General features: G+C 74.9%; 11 protein-coding genes and 1 tRNA gene. 9 read left to right on the top strand and 3 right to left on the bottom strand.

From position 1 onward, the window contains the following. The first annotated feature begins 185 nt into the window (after positions 1 to 185). Positions 186 to 1,544: an NsdA family TPR-like regulatory protein gene (locus CP967_RS22085; RefSeq protein WP_150489635.1), complete on the top strand. Its 1,359-nt coding sequence runs from the start codon at positions 186 to 188 to the stop codon at positions 1,542 to 1,544. A gap of 96 nt (positions 1,545 to 1,640) precedes the next feature. On the opposite strand, the gene CP967_RS22080 is transcribed toward CP967_RS22085, so the two are convergent. Beyond that, entirely contained in the window at positions 1,641 to 2,237 is a 597-nt protein-coding gene (locus CP967_RS22080; RefSeq protein ID WP_150489634.1) for a histidine phosphatase family protein, read from the bottom strand. Positions 2,238 to 2,551: 314 nt separating this feature from the next. Here CP967_RS22080 and CP967_RS22075 point away from each other — a divergent pair, with 314 nt between their 5' ends. The 7 genes from CP967_RS22075 to CP967_RS22045 all read left to right on the top strand — a co-directional run bounded on the left by CP967_RS22075 (position 2,552) and on the right by CP967_RS22045 (position 9,041). Continuing rightward, complete coding sequence (locus tag CP967_RS22075) at positions 2,552 to 3,511, top strand: phosphatase PAP2 family protein (RefSeq protein ID WP_150489633.1); 960 nt, start codon at positions 2,552 to 2,554, stop codon at positions 3,509 to 3,511. After that, positions 3,396 to 4,592 carry a hypothetical protein gene (locus tag CP967_RS22070; RefSeq protein ID WP_150489632.1) on the top strand — a complete coding sequence of 399 codons (1,197 nt, stop codon included), beginning with the start codon at positions 3,396 to 3,398 and terminating at the stop codon, positions 4,590 to 4,592. Before CP967_RS22075 ends, CP967_RS22070 begins: the two co-directional genes overlap by 116 nt. Continuing rightward, positions 4,583 to 6,211: a hypothetical protein gene (locus CP967_RS22065; RefSeq protein WP_150489631.1), complete on the top strand. Its 1,629-nt coding sequence runs from the start codon at positions 4,583 to 4,585 to the stop codon at positions 6,209 to 6,211. Before CP967_RS22070 ends, CP967_RS22065 begins: the two co-directional genes overlap by 10 nt. After that, positions 6,208 to 7,542, top strand: coding sequence for an AAA domain-containing protein (locus CP967_RS22060; RefSeq protein WP_150489630.1), 1,335 nt, complete (start codon positions 6,208 to 6,210; stop codon positions 7,540 to 7,542). The genes CP967_RS22065 and CP967_RS22060 overlap by 4 nt, the downstream gene beginning before the upstream one ends. Before the next feature lie 193 nt (positions 7,543 to 7,735). Further along, positions 7,736 to 8,083: a hypothetical protein gene (locus CP967_RS22055; RefSeq protein ID WP_150489629.1), complete on the top strand. Its 348-nt coding sequence runs from the start codon at positions 7,736 to 7,738 to the stop codon at positions 8,081 to 8,083. 135 nt (positions 8,084 to 8,218) lie between these two features. Continuing rightward, entirely contained in the window at positions 8,219 to 8,977 is a 759-nt protein-coding gene (locus CP967_RS22050) for a hypothetical protein (RefSeq protein ID WP_150489628.1), read from the top strand. After that, a tRNA-Lys gene (locus tag CP967_RS22045) sits at positions 8,968 to 9,041 on the top strand. The genes CP967_RS22050 and CP967_RS22045 overlap by 10 nt, the downstream gene beginning before the upstream one ends. A gap of 103 nt (positions 9,042 to 9,144) precedes the next feature. On the opposite strand, the gene CP967_RS22040 is transcribed toward CP967_RS22045, so the two are convergent. Beyond that, complete coding sequence (locus tag CP967_RS22040; protein WP_150489627.1) at positions 9,145 to 10,401, bottom strand: M6 family metalloprotease domain-containing protein; 1,257 nt, start codon at positions 10,399 to 10,401, stop codon at positions 9,145 to 9,147. A 422-nt stretch (positions 10,402 to 10,823) separates the two neighbouring features. Between CP967_RS22040 and CP967_RS22035 the strand changes: the two genes are divergently transcribed. Continuing rightward, complete coding sequence (locus tag CP967_RS22035; RefSeq protein WP_150489626.1) at positions 10,824 to 12,662, top strand: putative bifunctional diguanylate cyclase/phosphodiesterase; 1,839 nt, start codon at positions 10,824 to 10,826, stop codon at positions 12,660 to 12,662. 129 nt (positions 12,663 to 12,791) lie between these two features. Here CP967_RS22035 and CP967_RS22030 read toward each other — a convergent pair whose 3' ends face one another. Then, a complete protein-coding gene (locus tag CP967_RS22030; protein WP_150489625.1) occupies positions 12,792 to 13,916 on the bottom strand; it encodes an LLM class flavin-dependent oxidoreductase in 1,125 nt (374 codons plus the stop codon). Positions 13,917 to 14,033 lie beyond the last annotated feature (117 nt).

Raw genomic sequence — 14,033 nt, 5'->3', positions numbered from 1 at the left:
CGTGCCTGCCGCGTCAAGGGCTACGGCGGCACACCGCCGCAAAGGGTGGCAGTTCATGGCGGATTGCAGGAGAGATGTCTCCTTTATGACTAATTGCCGTATGTGTGTCCTGCCATGACAGGTACGTTCTTGCTCCGCCGGGACACCGGAAGCAGGAGCCCGGCTGCACCAGAGAGGGCCCCGCCATGGTGTCGACACGGGCAGTTCCCAACCTCGTCTTCCGTCGGCTGCGCGGCCGGCGCTCCGCGGGGGAGTTCGCGGCGGCCGTCCGCAGAGCCGCGCGCGAGATCGGTGAACAGGTCGCGTGCGACGCCCGGTACATCGGACGCGTGGAGGCCGGCGAGATCCGCTGCCCCAACTACGCGTACGAACGGGTGTTCCTGCACATGTTCCCCGGGGCGACCCTGGTGGACCTGGGATTCTCGGCCCGCGAGAGCGTGCGCGGGCGGGGGGCGCGCACGGCAGCCCGGCTGGTCCCGTACGAGCTGTCCCTTTCCCCCACGCTCGACAGCGATACCGACGAGGAGTGCGACGTGCTGCGTCGCGTGTTCATGACCAGCGGAACCGCCACGGTGGCGGCCGCTTCCCTGGGCCTGGGCGGGCCGTCCGCCGCGGCCGGCCCGCTCACCGTGCCCGTCCAGCGGCGGGTGGGTGAGGCCGAGGTCGGTGCGGTGGAGAAGGCGGTCCGGGAGATCCGGCTGCTGGACGACCGGCACGGTGCCGACGGCCTCTACCTCAAGGCGGTCGAACCGCTGCGGGTCGCCTTCGCCCTGCTCGACGCGGGCACCACGGCCCGCCGCAGCACGGTGGACCGGCTGTACTCCAGCGCCGGTGAGCTGGCGATCTCGGTGGGCTGGCTCGCGCACGACTCGGGCCACCTCGACGACGCCCGCTCGCACTACGCGGAAGCCCTCGCGACGGCCCGGCTGGCCGGGGACGCGGCGCTGGAGGCCCACGCCTTCTGCAACACGTCGTTCCTGGCCCGGGACATGGGGCGCGCCCGCGAGGCGGTACGGGCGGCGGAGGCCGGACTGCGGGTGGCCCGTCCGCTGGGCTCGCCGAGGCTGCTGGCCCTGCTCTCGCTGCGGGAGGCGGGCGGCCGGGCGGTGCTCGGGGACCGTTCGGGCTGCGAGCAGGCGATCGGCAGGGCGCGTACGGCGTTCGAGCGGGGGGCCGCGGGCACCGACCTGGAGTGGATGAGCTTCTTCCGGGAGGCGGAGCTGGAGTTCCTGATCGCCCAGTGCTGGTCGGCGCTGGGCGACTGGCCGAAGGCGTGCTGGCACGCGCGGCGGGCCGCCCGTCTGCAGGACCCGCACTTCACCCGGAACCTCGCGCTGTACCAGGCCCAGCTGGCCGGGGACCTCACCCGCGCGGGGACGGCGGACGAGGCCGCGGACGCCTGCCACCAGGTGCTGGACCTGCTGGAACGGGTCCACTCCTCGCGCATCCGGATCATGCTGGCGGACACGGTGCGGGCACTGGCCCCGCAGGGCGGCCCCCAGGTGACGGCGCTGCTGGACCGCTACGCGGCCGTGCCGGTGTGACCACCGCGACGGCCGGGACGGCCGGGACGGCCGGCGCCCGGCGGATGAGCGCGCGGGACGGCGTGCCCCGCGCCGCCCGCCGGGCGGCCCGCCCGTTCAGCCGTCCAGGTGTCCCGTGTCGTTCCAGCGCTCCAGGGCCGGCAGGCCGTACGCCCACCCCAGCACCGACAGCGAGGTCGGGTCGAGCCGGAGCCGGGCGCCGAACGCGATGTCCTCGCCGAGCCAGCGCGCCCCCAGCACCCGCAGGATGTGCCCGTGGGCGAAGACCAGGACGTCCCGGTCGGCCGAGCGCGCCCATTCCACGATCGCGTCCGCCCGGGCGGTGATGCCGGCCATGGACTCCCCGCCGGGGACCCCGTCGCGCCAGATCAGCCAGTCGGGCCGGCCGTCCTTGATCTGCGCCGGGGTCAGCCCCTCGTAGTCCCCGTAGTCCCACTCCATCAGCGCGTCCCACGGTTCGGCCCGGTCGCCGAAACCGGCGATGGCGCAGGTCTCCGCCGCCCGGACGAGGGGGCTGGTCCGCACCTCCACCCCGGTCAGCCCGGCCCAGGGCTCCCGGTGCAGCCGTTCGCCGAGGAGCTTCGCGCCCTCCCGGCCCGCGTCGAGAAGGGGGATGTCTGTCCTGCCGGTGTGGTTGCCCTGGAGCGACCACTGCGTCTGGCCGTGCCGGGCCAGCAGGATTCGCGGTGCCATGACGGCTCTCCCTGAAAAGTACTGAGATCCGAAAATCGGGGGACCCTAGGATCTGGTGGGTCCGGGACAGCGGTGTCCTGGACTGCGAGGAGGGGCGGCCGTGGCGGCCACCGGCCGGGACGCCGGTGCGGCACGGCCCGTTCCATCATCTCTCACCGCCCTCACGGGCAACCCACGGGGCGCCGCCGACGTCCCTTAGCGGGGCACGGTCCGCGCCTGTCCGCGGGCGGCCCGCCCCGCCGGGCCGCCAGGCCCACGTCCACCGTACGGTTGAACGCCCGCCGTCGACCGCATGAACAGGGGAGAGCCACCGGATGCCGCACGCCACCGCCGCGACCCGCTCTTCCGGCCCCCGGCCCCGCTGGTGGACGGAACTGCCGCTGATCGCCGTGGTGTACGGGCTGTACTCGCTGGGCCGGCTCCTGGTCCACGAGAACGTCCCGGCGGCCGTGGAGAACGGCCTGGCCATCCTCCGCCTGGAGAAGGCGCTGCACCTCAACGCGGAGCACCCCCTCAACCGGCTGCTGACCGAGCACGCCTGGCTGGGGATACCGGCCGACTTCGCCTACGCCTCCCTGCACTACCTGGTCACCCCCGCCGTCCTGGTGTGGCTCTTCCGCCGCAGGCCGGGCGCCTACCGGGCGGCCAGGACCTGGCTGATGACGTCCACGCTCCTCGGCCTGATCGGCTTCACGCTGATGCCGACGTGCCCGCCCCGGCTGCTCGACGCCCCGCACGGCTTCGTCGACACCATGGCCCAGTACAGCCAGTACGGCTGGTGGGGCGCGGGCGCGAGCGCCCCGCGGGGGCTCAGCGGGATGACCAACCAGTACGCGGCGATGCCCAGCCTGCACGTCGGGTGGGCCGTGTGGTGCGGGATCCTGCTGTGGCGCTACGGCCGCCGTCCGGCCGTGCGGGCCATCGGGATCCTCTATCCGCTGGTCACCGTGTTCGTGGTGATGGGCACGGCGAACCACTACTTCCTCGACGCGGTCGCCGGAGCCGCCGTGATGGGGGCCGGGGCCCTGCTGACCAGGCCGGTCATGCGGATCGCCGACCGGGTCAAGGCCCGGATCCGGGCCCGCGGCACCCCTGTTCCCGCGCCCGTACCCCCCGTGGGGTCCCCGATTGTCGGCGGCGGATGCAAGACTTCCGCGGGTGAGCGAATTCCCGGCCAGCGAACCGCCTCCGCAGATCCCGTCCCAGCCGGCGGCCCTACCGCCGCCGGGGCCACGGCAGCCGCCGACGACGACGCTCCGGCAGCGGCTCGCTGAGCTGCGCGGCGCGTCCGTCCCCCCGCACCCGCTGGACGCCCGCGCACTGGCCGCGCTCGCCGCGAACCCCGGGTGCAAGCGGCGCGCCCTCCTGGACGGCGCCGGTGTCGACAAGGGCGTCCTGGCGGACGCGCTCGGCGTGTCGGCCGCGTTCGGGCAGTCGCAGTTCGCCTTCGTCCGGGGCAACGCCTTCGAGGCGCGGGTCAAGGCCGACGGCGGCACGGAGCTGCTGCGGCTGCTGGCCGAACGGCTCGGCGGCGGGGCGGACGCCCCCGGTGAGGCGGTGGTCCCGGACCTGACGGCCGCCGGTCCCGAGGGCCGCACCGCGCGGACGGCACTGGCGTTGCGCGAGGCCACGGCGGCGGGCGGCTGGACGCTGCTGGACCATCCGATGCTGGCCCTGGAGGTGGCGGGCTCGCCCGTCCACCTGGAGCCGGACGCCGTGGTGGTGCACCCCGACGGCACCTGGACGGTCGTCGAGATCAAGTCGTTCCCCATGATCGACGGGTCGGCGGACGCCGCGAAGGTCGGTGCGGCGGCCCGCCAGTCCGCCGTCTACGTCCTGGCGCTGGAGCGGACTGCGGCGCTGACCGAGGGTGCGCGGATCGGGCACCAGGTGCTGCTGGTCTGCCCGAAGGACTTCTCCAACCTGCCGACGGCCTCGGTGGTGGACGTACGCAGGCAGCGGGCGGTGACCCGCCGGCAGCTGGACCGGCTGACCCGGGTGGAGGACATCGCCGCCGCCCTCCCCGAGGGCGTCACCTTCGATCCCTCGTGTACACCCGGGGAGCTGGGCACCGCCGTCGACGCGGTGCCCGCCGCGTACGCCCCCGAATGCCTGTCCGCCTGTGAGCTGGCCTTCCACTGCCGGGCGAAGGCCCGCGCCGCGGGGGCGGTGGAGGCGCTGGGCCGCGGGGTGCGGGGGGAGCTCGGCGGCCTGACGACGGTGGCCGGGGTGCTGGCCGCCGCGGCCGGCAAGGAGGGTGACCCGGCGGATCCGGCCGTGGCCGCCCTGCGCCGGGCCGCGGCGCTGCGTGCCCAGGCGCTCCGGACCGCACGGGAGGCCGCTCCGTGTCACTGATCGACACCCTGGCGCGGCTGGAGGCGGTGGACAGCGGGCGGGCCCAGCCGCTGGCCACCGTGCGCCACCGCCGTCTGACGGACCGGCCGCTGGTCCTGGTCCCGCTGACCACCGCCGGTGAGGCGGGCGCCCCGCTCGGCGCGCTGGTCGGTACGGACCGCCGGGCGCCCCGGCTGCTCGCGGTGGCCCAGCCGCGCGACCGCGATCTGCGTTTCGCGTTCCTGGCCGAGCTGGCGGAGGCCGTGCTGCCGCACATCGACGCGCACGCCGACGCCGTCGAGCCGGCCGAGCGCAGCGAGGTGGACCCGGAGACGGGCCGGAAGACCAAGGTCGAGGTGGAGCTCTGCGTGGACGCCGCGCAGCTGGTCGTGCCGAGCAGGGCGGGCGTCGACTTCGTCCGGCTGCTCGGGCGGTCCATGCGGTTCCGGCGCACGGCCGAGGACGATCCGGACATCCCCTACCCGGCGCCGGCCCGCGTCCCGCTGCTGGGCCGCTGGCTGACGCACTACGGCGAGCGGGCCCGGGTTCCCGGCTCCTCCCTGCTGCCGGCGGCGACGGACCTGCTGAACCGGCACTGGGCGACGGGCCAGAGCAGTCTGGAGGACCAGCACCTGGGGGCGCTCCTCGCCTGGATCGACCCGCCGGCCGGGGAGAGCGGCGCCGAGGCGGCGCTCCGTGCCGAGCTGGACCGGGACGGCGAGGGGCAGTTGCGCTGCCCGCCGGCGGGTCCGGCCACGGACCCGGCCTTCGACAACAAGCTGCTGGCGCCTGCGATCGAGGCGTACGACCGGGCGCGCACGGCCCTGGCCGCGGCCCAGGACGGCCTCGCGGCGGACGCCCTGCTCGGCGAGGTGCACCGCGCCGAGCAGGGCGTCCGGGCGCTGCTCGCCCAGGTGATGCTGCCGACCTGGGACGCCGTGTGGCGCGCGCTCGATCTGCTGCGGGAGCTGCCGGAGGGCTCCCGGGTGGCCGACCGCTGGACCAGGGACCGCTGGTCGTTCACCGGTCACCGGGACCGGGTGCGGGCGGGCGAACCGCCGCAGCCCCGCCGGGACGACGCGGTGACGGCGGCCCGGAAGCTGGCCTCCCGGGAGGCGGCCCAGGCGCAGCTGGAGGCCCAGGAGGCGCTGGACGATCCGCTGGTGCTGGCGGGGCGGCGGCTGGCCGGGGAGGCGTTCCTCGGCGAGGTCACCGGTGTGGAGATGGCGTACACCGAGTCGAAGCGCCCCTCCCCCCGCCCGCTGGTGACGGTGCTCACCGAGGAGCGTCCGCATCTGGGGGAACGCACCAAGGTCTACCGCTCGCTGGACGGGAAGCCGCAGACGGCGGAGTTCGTCGGTTACGCCGCCGGGGAGCCGGCCCCGGCCGGGGACGCGGCGGACCCCGCCGTCCTGGTGGTGCTGCGGATCACCGACCGGATGGGGCGGGGCAGGGAGCCGGCCGCCGGTTCGGTGCCCGAGCCGGGTGACCGTATCGTCTGGACACTGTTCGAACACGACCAGCGGGGCGGCCCGAAGCTGCCGGACGCGGAGGACACCCCGTGGACGCACGGCGGGCCTCCGGGCTCCGCCCCAGCGGCCGAGCAGCCCGACCCCGTCACCGCGGAGGACCTCCTGTGACTGCCGTGACCGACCCGTCCGCGGCGGCGGCGCGGGCGACCGACGCGATCCTCACGGACACCCTGCGGGGTACGGCGCGCGGGGTGGTGGTGGATTCGCCGCCGGGTGCGGGCAAGTCGACGCTGGTGGTGCGCGCCGCTCTGGAGCTGGCCGCCGCGGGCCGCCCGCTGATGGTGGTGGCGCAGACCAACGCCCAGGTGGACGACCTGGTGACCCGGCTGGCCGAGAAGGCCCCCGAGCTGCCGGTGGGCCGGCTGCACAGCAGCGACTCCGATCCGTACGACAAGGTCCTGGACAGCCTGGACAACGTGGTCACGTCGTCGAAGGCGGCGGATCTGGCGGGCCTGGACATCGTGCTGTCCACGGCCGCGAAGTGGGCCCATGTGAAGAACGTGGAGCCGTGGGGCCACGCCATCGTCGACGAGGCGTACCAGATGCGCTCGGACGCGCTGCTCGCCGTGGCGGGGCTGTTCGAGCGCGCGCTGTTCGTCGGGGACCCGGGCCAGCTGGACCCCTTCTCGATCGTGGGCGCGGACCAGTGGGCGGGGCTGGCGTACGACCCGTCGGCGAGCGCGGTCTCCACGCTGCTGGCGCACAACCCGGATCTGCCGCAGCACCGGCTCCCGGTGTCCTGGCGGCTCCCGGCGTCGGCGGCCCCACTGGTCTCGGCCGCCTTCTACCCGTACACCCCGTTCCGCAGCGGTACGGACCACGGCGACCGGCGTCTGTCGTTCGGTGTCCCGTCGGACGGTTCGGGCCCCGACCGGGTGCTGGACGAGGCGGCGGAGTCGGGCTGGGGCCTGCTGGAGCTGCCCGCCCGCCACACGCCCCGTACCGACCCGGAGGCCGTGCGCGCGGTGGCCCTGGTGGTGCGCAGACTGCTGGACCGGGGCGGCCTCGCGACCGGCGAGCGCTCCCCGGACCCGGTCCCGGTGACGGCCGGCCGGGTCGCCGTGGGTACGGCCCACCGCGACCAGGCGGCGGCGGTGCGGGCGGCCCTGGCGGAGCTGGACATGAGGGGCGTGACGGTGGACACCGCGAACCGGCTCCAGGGACGCGAGTTCGACGTGACGGTGGTCCTGCACCCGCTCTCCGGCCGCCCGGACGCCACGGCCTTCCATCTGGAGACCGGCCGCCTGTGCGTGCTGGCCTCCCGGCATCGCCACGCGTGTGTGGTGGTGTGCCGGGAGGGGGTCGCGGACCTGCTGGACGAGCACCCGTCGACGGAACCGGTCCAGCTGGGCGTGACGGTGAAGTTCCCGGACGGGTGGGAGGCCAACCACGCGGTCCTGGCCCACCTGGCCGGGCACCGCGTCCGCTGGCGGCCCTGACCGCCGCGGCGGCCCCGCGCCCGGGGGCGGCCCTGACCGTCGCGGCCCGCGCCCGGGGGCCGGCCCGTGCGCCGGGCCGCCCCCGGAAGTGCCGGGCGGCGCGCATCGGGTGCTCCCGGGGCGGGAAGCCCTCTTGCGCCGGGCGGGACAATGGAAGGTGGCCGTCCGGCCGTGCGAGGAAGGAAAGAACCACATGGCACAACCCGAGCGGAGCGAGCAGCGGCGGCTCCGTCCCGCGCCCCTGCTCTTCGAGCCGTCCGCGGCGGCGGCCGACCCGGAGCACTTCTTCGACCTGGAGTCGATGGACGATCCACGGGAGCTGCTGGCCAGGGCGACGGAGCTGACGCTGGCGTTCCGGGCCGCGACCGACCGGGCCGTCGAGTTCCAGGCCGTGGCGGCCGCGCAGCTCGCCGACCCCCGCCGGTTCGACCGGCTCACGGCCGCGGACATAGCCGAGCGCGCGGAGTGGACCGAGGACTACGCCGAGAAGATGATCGAGTTCGGGCGGTCCCTGCTGGCCGGCGACCCGATACGGCCCTGACCGCCCCTGCGGAACGGCACCGCGGGTACACCTGTGGCATATGCCGACGGGCAAGATACCCCTTCCCGGCCCGCCGCGTCCCCCTTTCGGTAACTCTTACGGTACGGCGCCGTAACCGCCGGTAGACCTGTCGTCATGAGCGCATGGCTGAAGGACGAAACGACCCTGCACACCGGTGCCGCCCCGCACCACGGCGTCGACCTCCTCGCTCTGTTGCGGGACGGCGGCCGGGACCGGGCGGCCCAGGTCACCGCGGCCGGCGCGGCCTGGCTCGCGGGCGCCTCGGCGCACCCCCGGAGCACGCTCGCGCGGTGGGAGGCACACCCTTCGGTCCCCGGTGTGCTGCCGTGCGGTTCGTCCTTCGACGTGGTGAACCTGCCCGCCCTCTTCGGCCGGCGGGTGCTGGAACAGCTGTGGTCGGAGGGGCCGGGCTCCGGCCCGGCCGCCTCGCACCGCGGACGGGTGCTGCTCTTCGCCGCCCCCGGGACGGCCCAGCGCCTGCCGACCCTGCTGGCCTGGGAGGAGTGGGGGACCACGGGAGGTGCCGGCCGCGTCTCCGCCGCCACCACAAAAGGCGCCGCCGCCGTCCGGGACGCCTCCCCGGACACCCCCGCCCGGGTCGTCCCCCGCACCGCCGCCCTCCCCGCGCTGCTCTGCCACGGCACGGGGGACGCGGTCACGGTGCCGCCCCTGGCCCCCCGCCCCGGAGCGGGGGACGAGCCGCGCTGGCTGGTCGCCCCGGACACCCGCGCTCCCTGGCTCCCCGGCCCGGACGTACTGCTCTGGGCCTGTGTGCGGGCGGGCAGGGCGGCGGCCCCGGCGACCACCGGACATTCGATTTTTCCTCCCGCCGATCCGGGTGCTAATGTCTACGACGTCAGCAGGCGCCGCTAGCTCAGTTGGTTAGAGCAGCTGACTCTTAATCAGCGGGTCCGGGGTTCGAGTCCCTGGCGGCGCACAGACGGAAGAAGCCCCCTCACGCGAGTGAGGGGGCTTCTTCGTGCGCCCCCATGAGCGCGTCCCCATGAGCGCGTGCGCCCCGCGAGTCCGGGAGGTGCGGCTCAGGCGTCGCCCTCGTCCGCCCCGGTGGTGATCCGCACGGTCCAGGCGCCGGAGGCCGTCCGGCCGGCGACCTCGATGCGTACGTGCCCGCCGGGCACGGTGTACCGCTCGCCCTCCCCGAGGGGGGCGTCCGCGAGCGGCGGGTAGACGGAGCGGTCCCGGCACGCCTCGGAGTGCGGGTGGGTGTCGAGCACCTCCACGGGGCCGCCGCCGGAGGGCGTCCCGTTGTGGATCCGGTAGATCAGGATCCCCTCGGTGCAGGTGGTCCGGTCGTTGCCGACGGCGCTGCGGGCCTCGACGGCCAGGGCGCTGTCCGGGCCGGTCCTGATGACCGCGAGCCTGGTCCCCTTGGAGGCGCCGGGCGGGGGTACCTCGGCCATCGGGACCAGGGTGAGGTCGGCGCCGCCCTGGACGCAGACGATCTCGTCCCCGCCGAGCCAGCCCAGCTTCCACTTGTGCCAGCCGAACAGGTCGGGGGCGAGCCCGAACTGGCTGCCCATGACGTCCCAGTCGCCGACGTAGGTGTCCCAGTCGCCCTTGCCGTCCTCCGGCCGGTGGTAGAGGTCGGCCAGGTCGAAGACGTGGCCGGTCTCGTGCGCCAGGACGTTGCGGTCCGGCGGGTGCTCCTCGAAGACGGTGACCACGCGCCGGATGTCCGTACCGTCGGCGGTGAGCGGCCGGTCGAAGTTGACGACCTTGGTGGCGTCGGAGTCGACTCCGGGCGCGTCCGGGTCGGCGACGAGGTAGACGATGTCGTACGCGGAGAAGTCGACCCGGTCGTCGACGGCCTCGACGGCGTCACGGAAGTAGGCGCTGCGCCGCTCGGACGCCCAGTCCCGCTGTATCCCGTACCAGGTGGAGGGGCGGGGCATCCTCACCCACTGCCGCTGCGGGTGGGCGCGCAGGGTGAACGCGCCGTACGAGGCGTGCTCGAAGAAGCGCGCGGTGGCGGGGAAGTGGTCCGCCGCCAGCACGTCCGGGGGGAGCAACGGTTCGGAGTCGGGGAAGGAGAGGAAGACCATGACGGCTTCCAGGTTCCGCTCGGGGCGCGGGTAGGCATCGTTCCAGGTGTCGAGGCCCAGCGAGTGGTGGGCGTCGGTGCGGGGCAGTGCGCAGGGGGTCGCGTCCCGGGTCGCGGCGGCGACGGGTCCGGCGACGAGGCCGGTGGCGGCGAGCGCCAGGAGCGAGGTGAGCGCGGCCGCCGCGCTGCGCAGACTGAATCCCTCCGTCCCCCCGTGTCTGTGCTGACGCGGCACGTATACCTCCGGTGGCGGCTGCGGGATCCCGATCCACTCACCCTGTGCCGGTCGGATGCCGTACGCCTCGTTGTGCTGCCCCACACGGGTCAGGGGGCCGGATGGCCCACACGCACACCACGATCACGGAAGGTGACCGTCGGTCACCTCGCCCTCATGTCCGGCCAGGAGGACTGCGGATCTCATCAATACCGGATGAACCGGACGCGGCGCCCGGGCGCGCCCGGCGGCTGGGCCATGCGCGGGACACACCGTGTGCCCCGCGTCCGAAACGAGGGACACGCTGGTACACGCGAGTCGCCACCCTCTATGCTTCACCTCGCTTTCCTGCGTGGTTTCCGCCTGCGGTGCAACGCCCCGACCTCTTCCCGCCCAGGCCGGCCACTTCTGTTTCACGACGATCGGCACAGCGGGAGCGAGCGGTGAGCGGAACTTTCGAAGGACCGGCGTCCAGGCCGGGGGGACCGCCTCTCGCCCGGCCGCCGACGGTCACCGACGGTGAGGGCGAGGGGCCCCGGGAGCTACGCGACTACCGTGCCGCGTTCCGGGCCGCCGCGCTCCCCATGGCCGTGGTCGACCGCCGGGGCGTCGTCGTCCGCGCCAACGACGCGCTGGCCTCCCTGCTCGGCACCGACCCCGCGTCCCTGCCGGGCCGGCCGGCGGCCGGACTGCTGGACCTGGCCGGGGATCCGCGCAGCCGGCAGGCGTACGAGGAGGTCCTGGGCGGCACCCGGGCGCGGCTGCGCTGCACCCGGCCGCTGAAGCACCCGGACGGCCGGTCGCTGTGGGCGGAGGTCACGCTCGTGCCGACGGCCGGTCCGCCGGACGGCGCGGGCCGTGCGCTGCTGTCCGTCGAGGACATCAGCGACCGGCACGAACTCCAGCTCCGGCTGCGGCATCTGCGGATGCACGACCCGGTGACCCGGCTGCCCAACCGCACCCTCTTCTTCGAACGGCTCTCGACCGCCCTGGAGGACGCCTCGTCCCGGAGCGGTGCGGGGCCCCGGCGGGGCCGGATCGGCCTGTGCTACCTGGACCTCGACGGGTTCAGGGCGGTCAACGACACGCTGGGCCACCATGCCGGCGACCGGCTGCTGGCCGCTGTCGCCGCCCGGCTGACGGACTGCGCGGAGGCGGCCGGGCAGCACCGGCCCGGCGGGTATCTGGTGGCCCGGCTCGGCGGGGACGAGTTCGCGGTCCTGGTGGAGGACTCGTCGGGGCCGCACCAGCTCACCGAGCTCGCCGGTTCGGTGCTCGGCGCGCTGGAGCGGCCCTTCGACGTGGGCGGCCAGCGGCTCTCGGTGTCCGCGTCGATCGGGGTGGTGGAGCGGAGTACGGAGGACGTCTCCGCGACCGCCCTGATGCAGGCCGCGGACACCACCCTGTACTGGGCGAAGGCGGACGGCCGGGGCCGGTGGACGCTCTTCGACGCGGAGCGCAACGCGCACCGGATGACCCGTCAGGCGCTCTCGGCCACTCTGCGCTCCGCCGTGGAGCGCGGCGAGTTCACCCTGGAGTACCAGCCGCTGGTGGGCATGACGGACGAGGTCGTGCGGGGCGTGGAGGCGCTGGTCCGGTGGAACCACCCCCGGTTCGGGATGCTGCCGCCGCACCGGTTCGTCCCGATCGCCGAGGAGGACGGCACGATCGTCCAGCTGGGGCGGTGGGTCCTGCGGGCGGCGTGCCGCCAGGCGCGCCGCTGGCAGCTGGAACACCCGGCGGAGACACCGCTGTTCATCAGCGTCAATGTCGCGGTACGCCAGCTCCTGGACTGCGATCTGGTCGCCGAGGTGGCGGAGGTGCTGGCCGAGACCGGTCTCGCGCCCGGTCTGCTCCAGCTGGAGCTGACCGAGTCCGCGGTGACCGGCTCGGCGGGCCGGCCGCTGCGGGTGCTCCAGGAGCTCAGCGACATGGGTGTCCGGATCGCGATCGACGACTTCGGCACCGGGTACTCCAACCTCGCCTATCTCAGCCGGCTGCCGGTCTCCGTGCTGAAGCTGGACGGTTCGTTCGTCCGGGGGTTCCGCCGGGAGGGCGGCGGCCCGCACGCCTCCCCCGCCGACGAGGCGATCGTCGAGGCGATGGTGCAGCTGGCGCACCGCCTGGGGCTGACGGTCACCGCGGAGTGCGTGGAGACCACCGTCCAGGCGGAGCGGCTGCGGCGGATCGGCTGCGACACCGGGCAGGGCTGGCTCTACTCGCGGGCGGTGGCCCCGGAACGGATCGCCGAACTGATCGGCTCACCCCCGCGGGAGACCTGAGCCGGTCGGGTACCGGACCGCGGGCACCACCCGGTGCCGCACGGCGAGCGGCACGCCGCCCGGTACCGGACCGCGGGCGGGAGCGCCGCCCGCGGCCGGTCCGCGGGTTCCCGCGAGCCCCCGCCGGCTTCAGCCGAGAGCCGGGCCGGCGGGCAGGCCGTACGCGTCCGCGATCAGCTCGTAGGACCGCAGCCGGGCTTCGCCGCCGTGCGCGTTCGCGGTGATCATCAGCTCGTCGGCGCCGGTGCGCCCGGCCAGCGCGTCCAGCCCGGCGCGTACCTCGTCCGCCGTGCCGTGGACGATGTCGGCGAGCCAGCTGTCGACGAAGTCGCGCTCCATGGGGCTGAAGTCGTACGCCTCCGCCTCCTCGGGGGTGGGCACCAGGCCGGGGCGGCCGGTGCGCAGCCGGACCATCGACAGGGCGCCGGTCAGCACCTGGCGGCGTGCCTCGCGGGCGTCGTCGGCGGCCAGCGCGGACACCCCGATCAGGGCGTACGGGGCGTCGAGGACGGCGGACGGCTCGAAGGACTCCCGGTACAGCTCCAGCGCCGGGACGGTGTTCCGGGCGGAGAAGTGGTGGGCGAAGGCGAAGGGCAGGCCGAGCATTCCGGCCAGCCGGGCGCTGAAACCGGAGGAGCCCAGCAGCCAGACGGGCGGCCGGTGCGCCGACTGGACACCGCCGGGAGAGGTCGCCTGCACGGGTCCGGGCACGGCGTGGATACGGGCGTAGGGGTGCCCGTCGGGGAAGTCGTCGTCCAGGAAGCGGATCAGCTCGGCCAGCTGCTGCGGGAAGTCGTCCGCGCCTTCGTTCAGCCGGTCGGTGCGCCGCAGGGCCGCGGCGGTGGCGCCGTCGGTGCCGGGCGCGCGGCCCAGGCCCAGGTCGACGCGGCCCGGGGCCATCGCCTCCAGGGTGCCGAACTGCTCGGCGATCACCAGAGGGGCGTGGTTGGGCAGCATGACCCCGCCGGAACCGAGCCGGATGCGTTCGGTGTGGGCGGCCAGGTGCGCCAGGATGACGGCGGGCGAGGAGGAGGCCACGCCGGGCATGGAGTGGTGCTCGGCGACCCAGAAGCGGTGGAAGCCCCGGTTCTCGGCGAGCCTGGCGATGTCCACGCTGGTACGCAGGGCCTGGCTCGCGGTCCGGCCCGCTCCGACGGTGACCAGGTCCAGCACGGACAGGGGTACGGAAGCCGTCCCGTGCGCGGTGCCGCGGATCCCGCCGCCTCGCTTCGTCTCGCCTCGGTTCTCGTCCACGTGTCGGGCCTCTCCGGTGGTGCGTGCGCGTCTGGTTACCGAGGAGATGCAACAGGAGGACGACTCCGCTTATTCCCGGCACCCGCACCGGCCGGCCCTCAGGGGCCCGCCCGGCGG

The organism is Streptomyces nitrosporeus (genome assembly GCF_008704555.1).
Taxonomy (GTDB): Bacteria; Actinomycetota; Actinomycetes; order Streptomycetales; family Streptomycetaceae; genus Streptomyces; species Streptomyces nitrosporeus.
Note: the sequence above shows the minus strand (reverse complement) of the source record. Positions and strands in the feature narration are given on the sequence as shown.

What these genes read in the sequence shown, in the direction of transcription:
- CP967_RS22075 (WP_150489633.1), top strand. Translation starts at nt 2,552, where the DNA reads ATGCCGCACGCCACCGCCGCGACCCGCTCTTCCGGCCCCCGGCCCCGC.
- CP967_RS22080 (WP_150489634.1), bottom strand. Translation starts at nt 2,237, where the DNA reads ATGGCACCGCGAATCCTGCTGGCCCGGCACGGCCAGACGCAGTGGTCG.
- CP967_RS22085 (WP_150489635.1), top strand. Translation starts at nt 186, where the DNA reads ATGGTGTCGACACGGGCAGTTCCCAACCTCGTCTTCCGTCGGCTGCGC.
- CP967_RS22055 (WP_150489629.1), top strand. Translation starts at nt 7,736, where the DNA reads ATGGCACAACCCGAGCGGAGCGAGCAGCGGCGGCTCCGTCCCGCGCCC.
- CP967_RS22050 (WP_150489628.1), top strand. Translation starts at nt 8,219, where the DNA reads ATGAGCGCATGGCTGAAGGACGAAACGACCCTGCACACCGGTGCCGCC.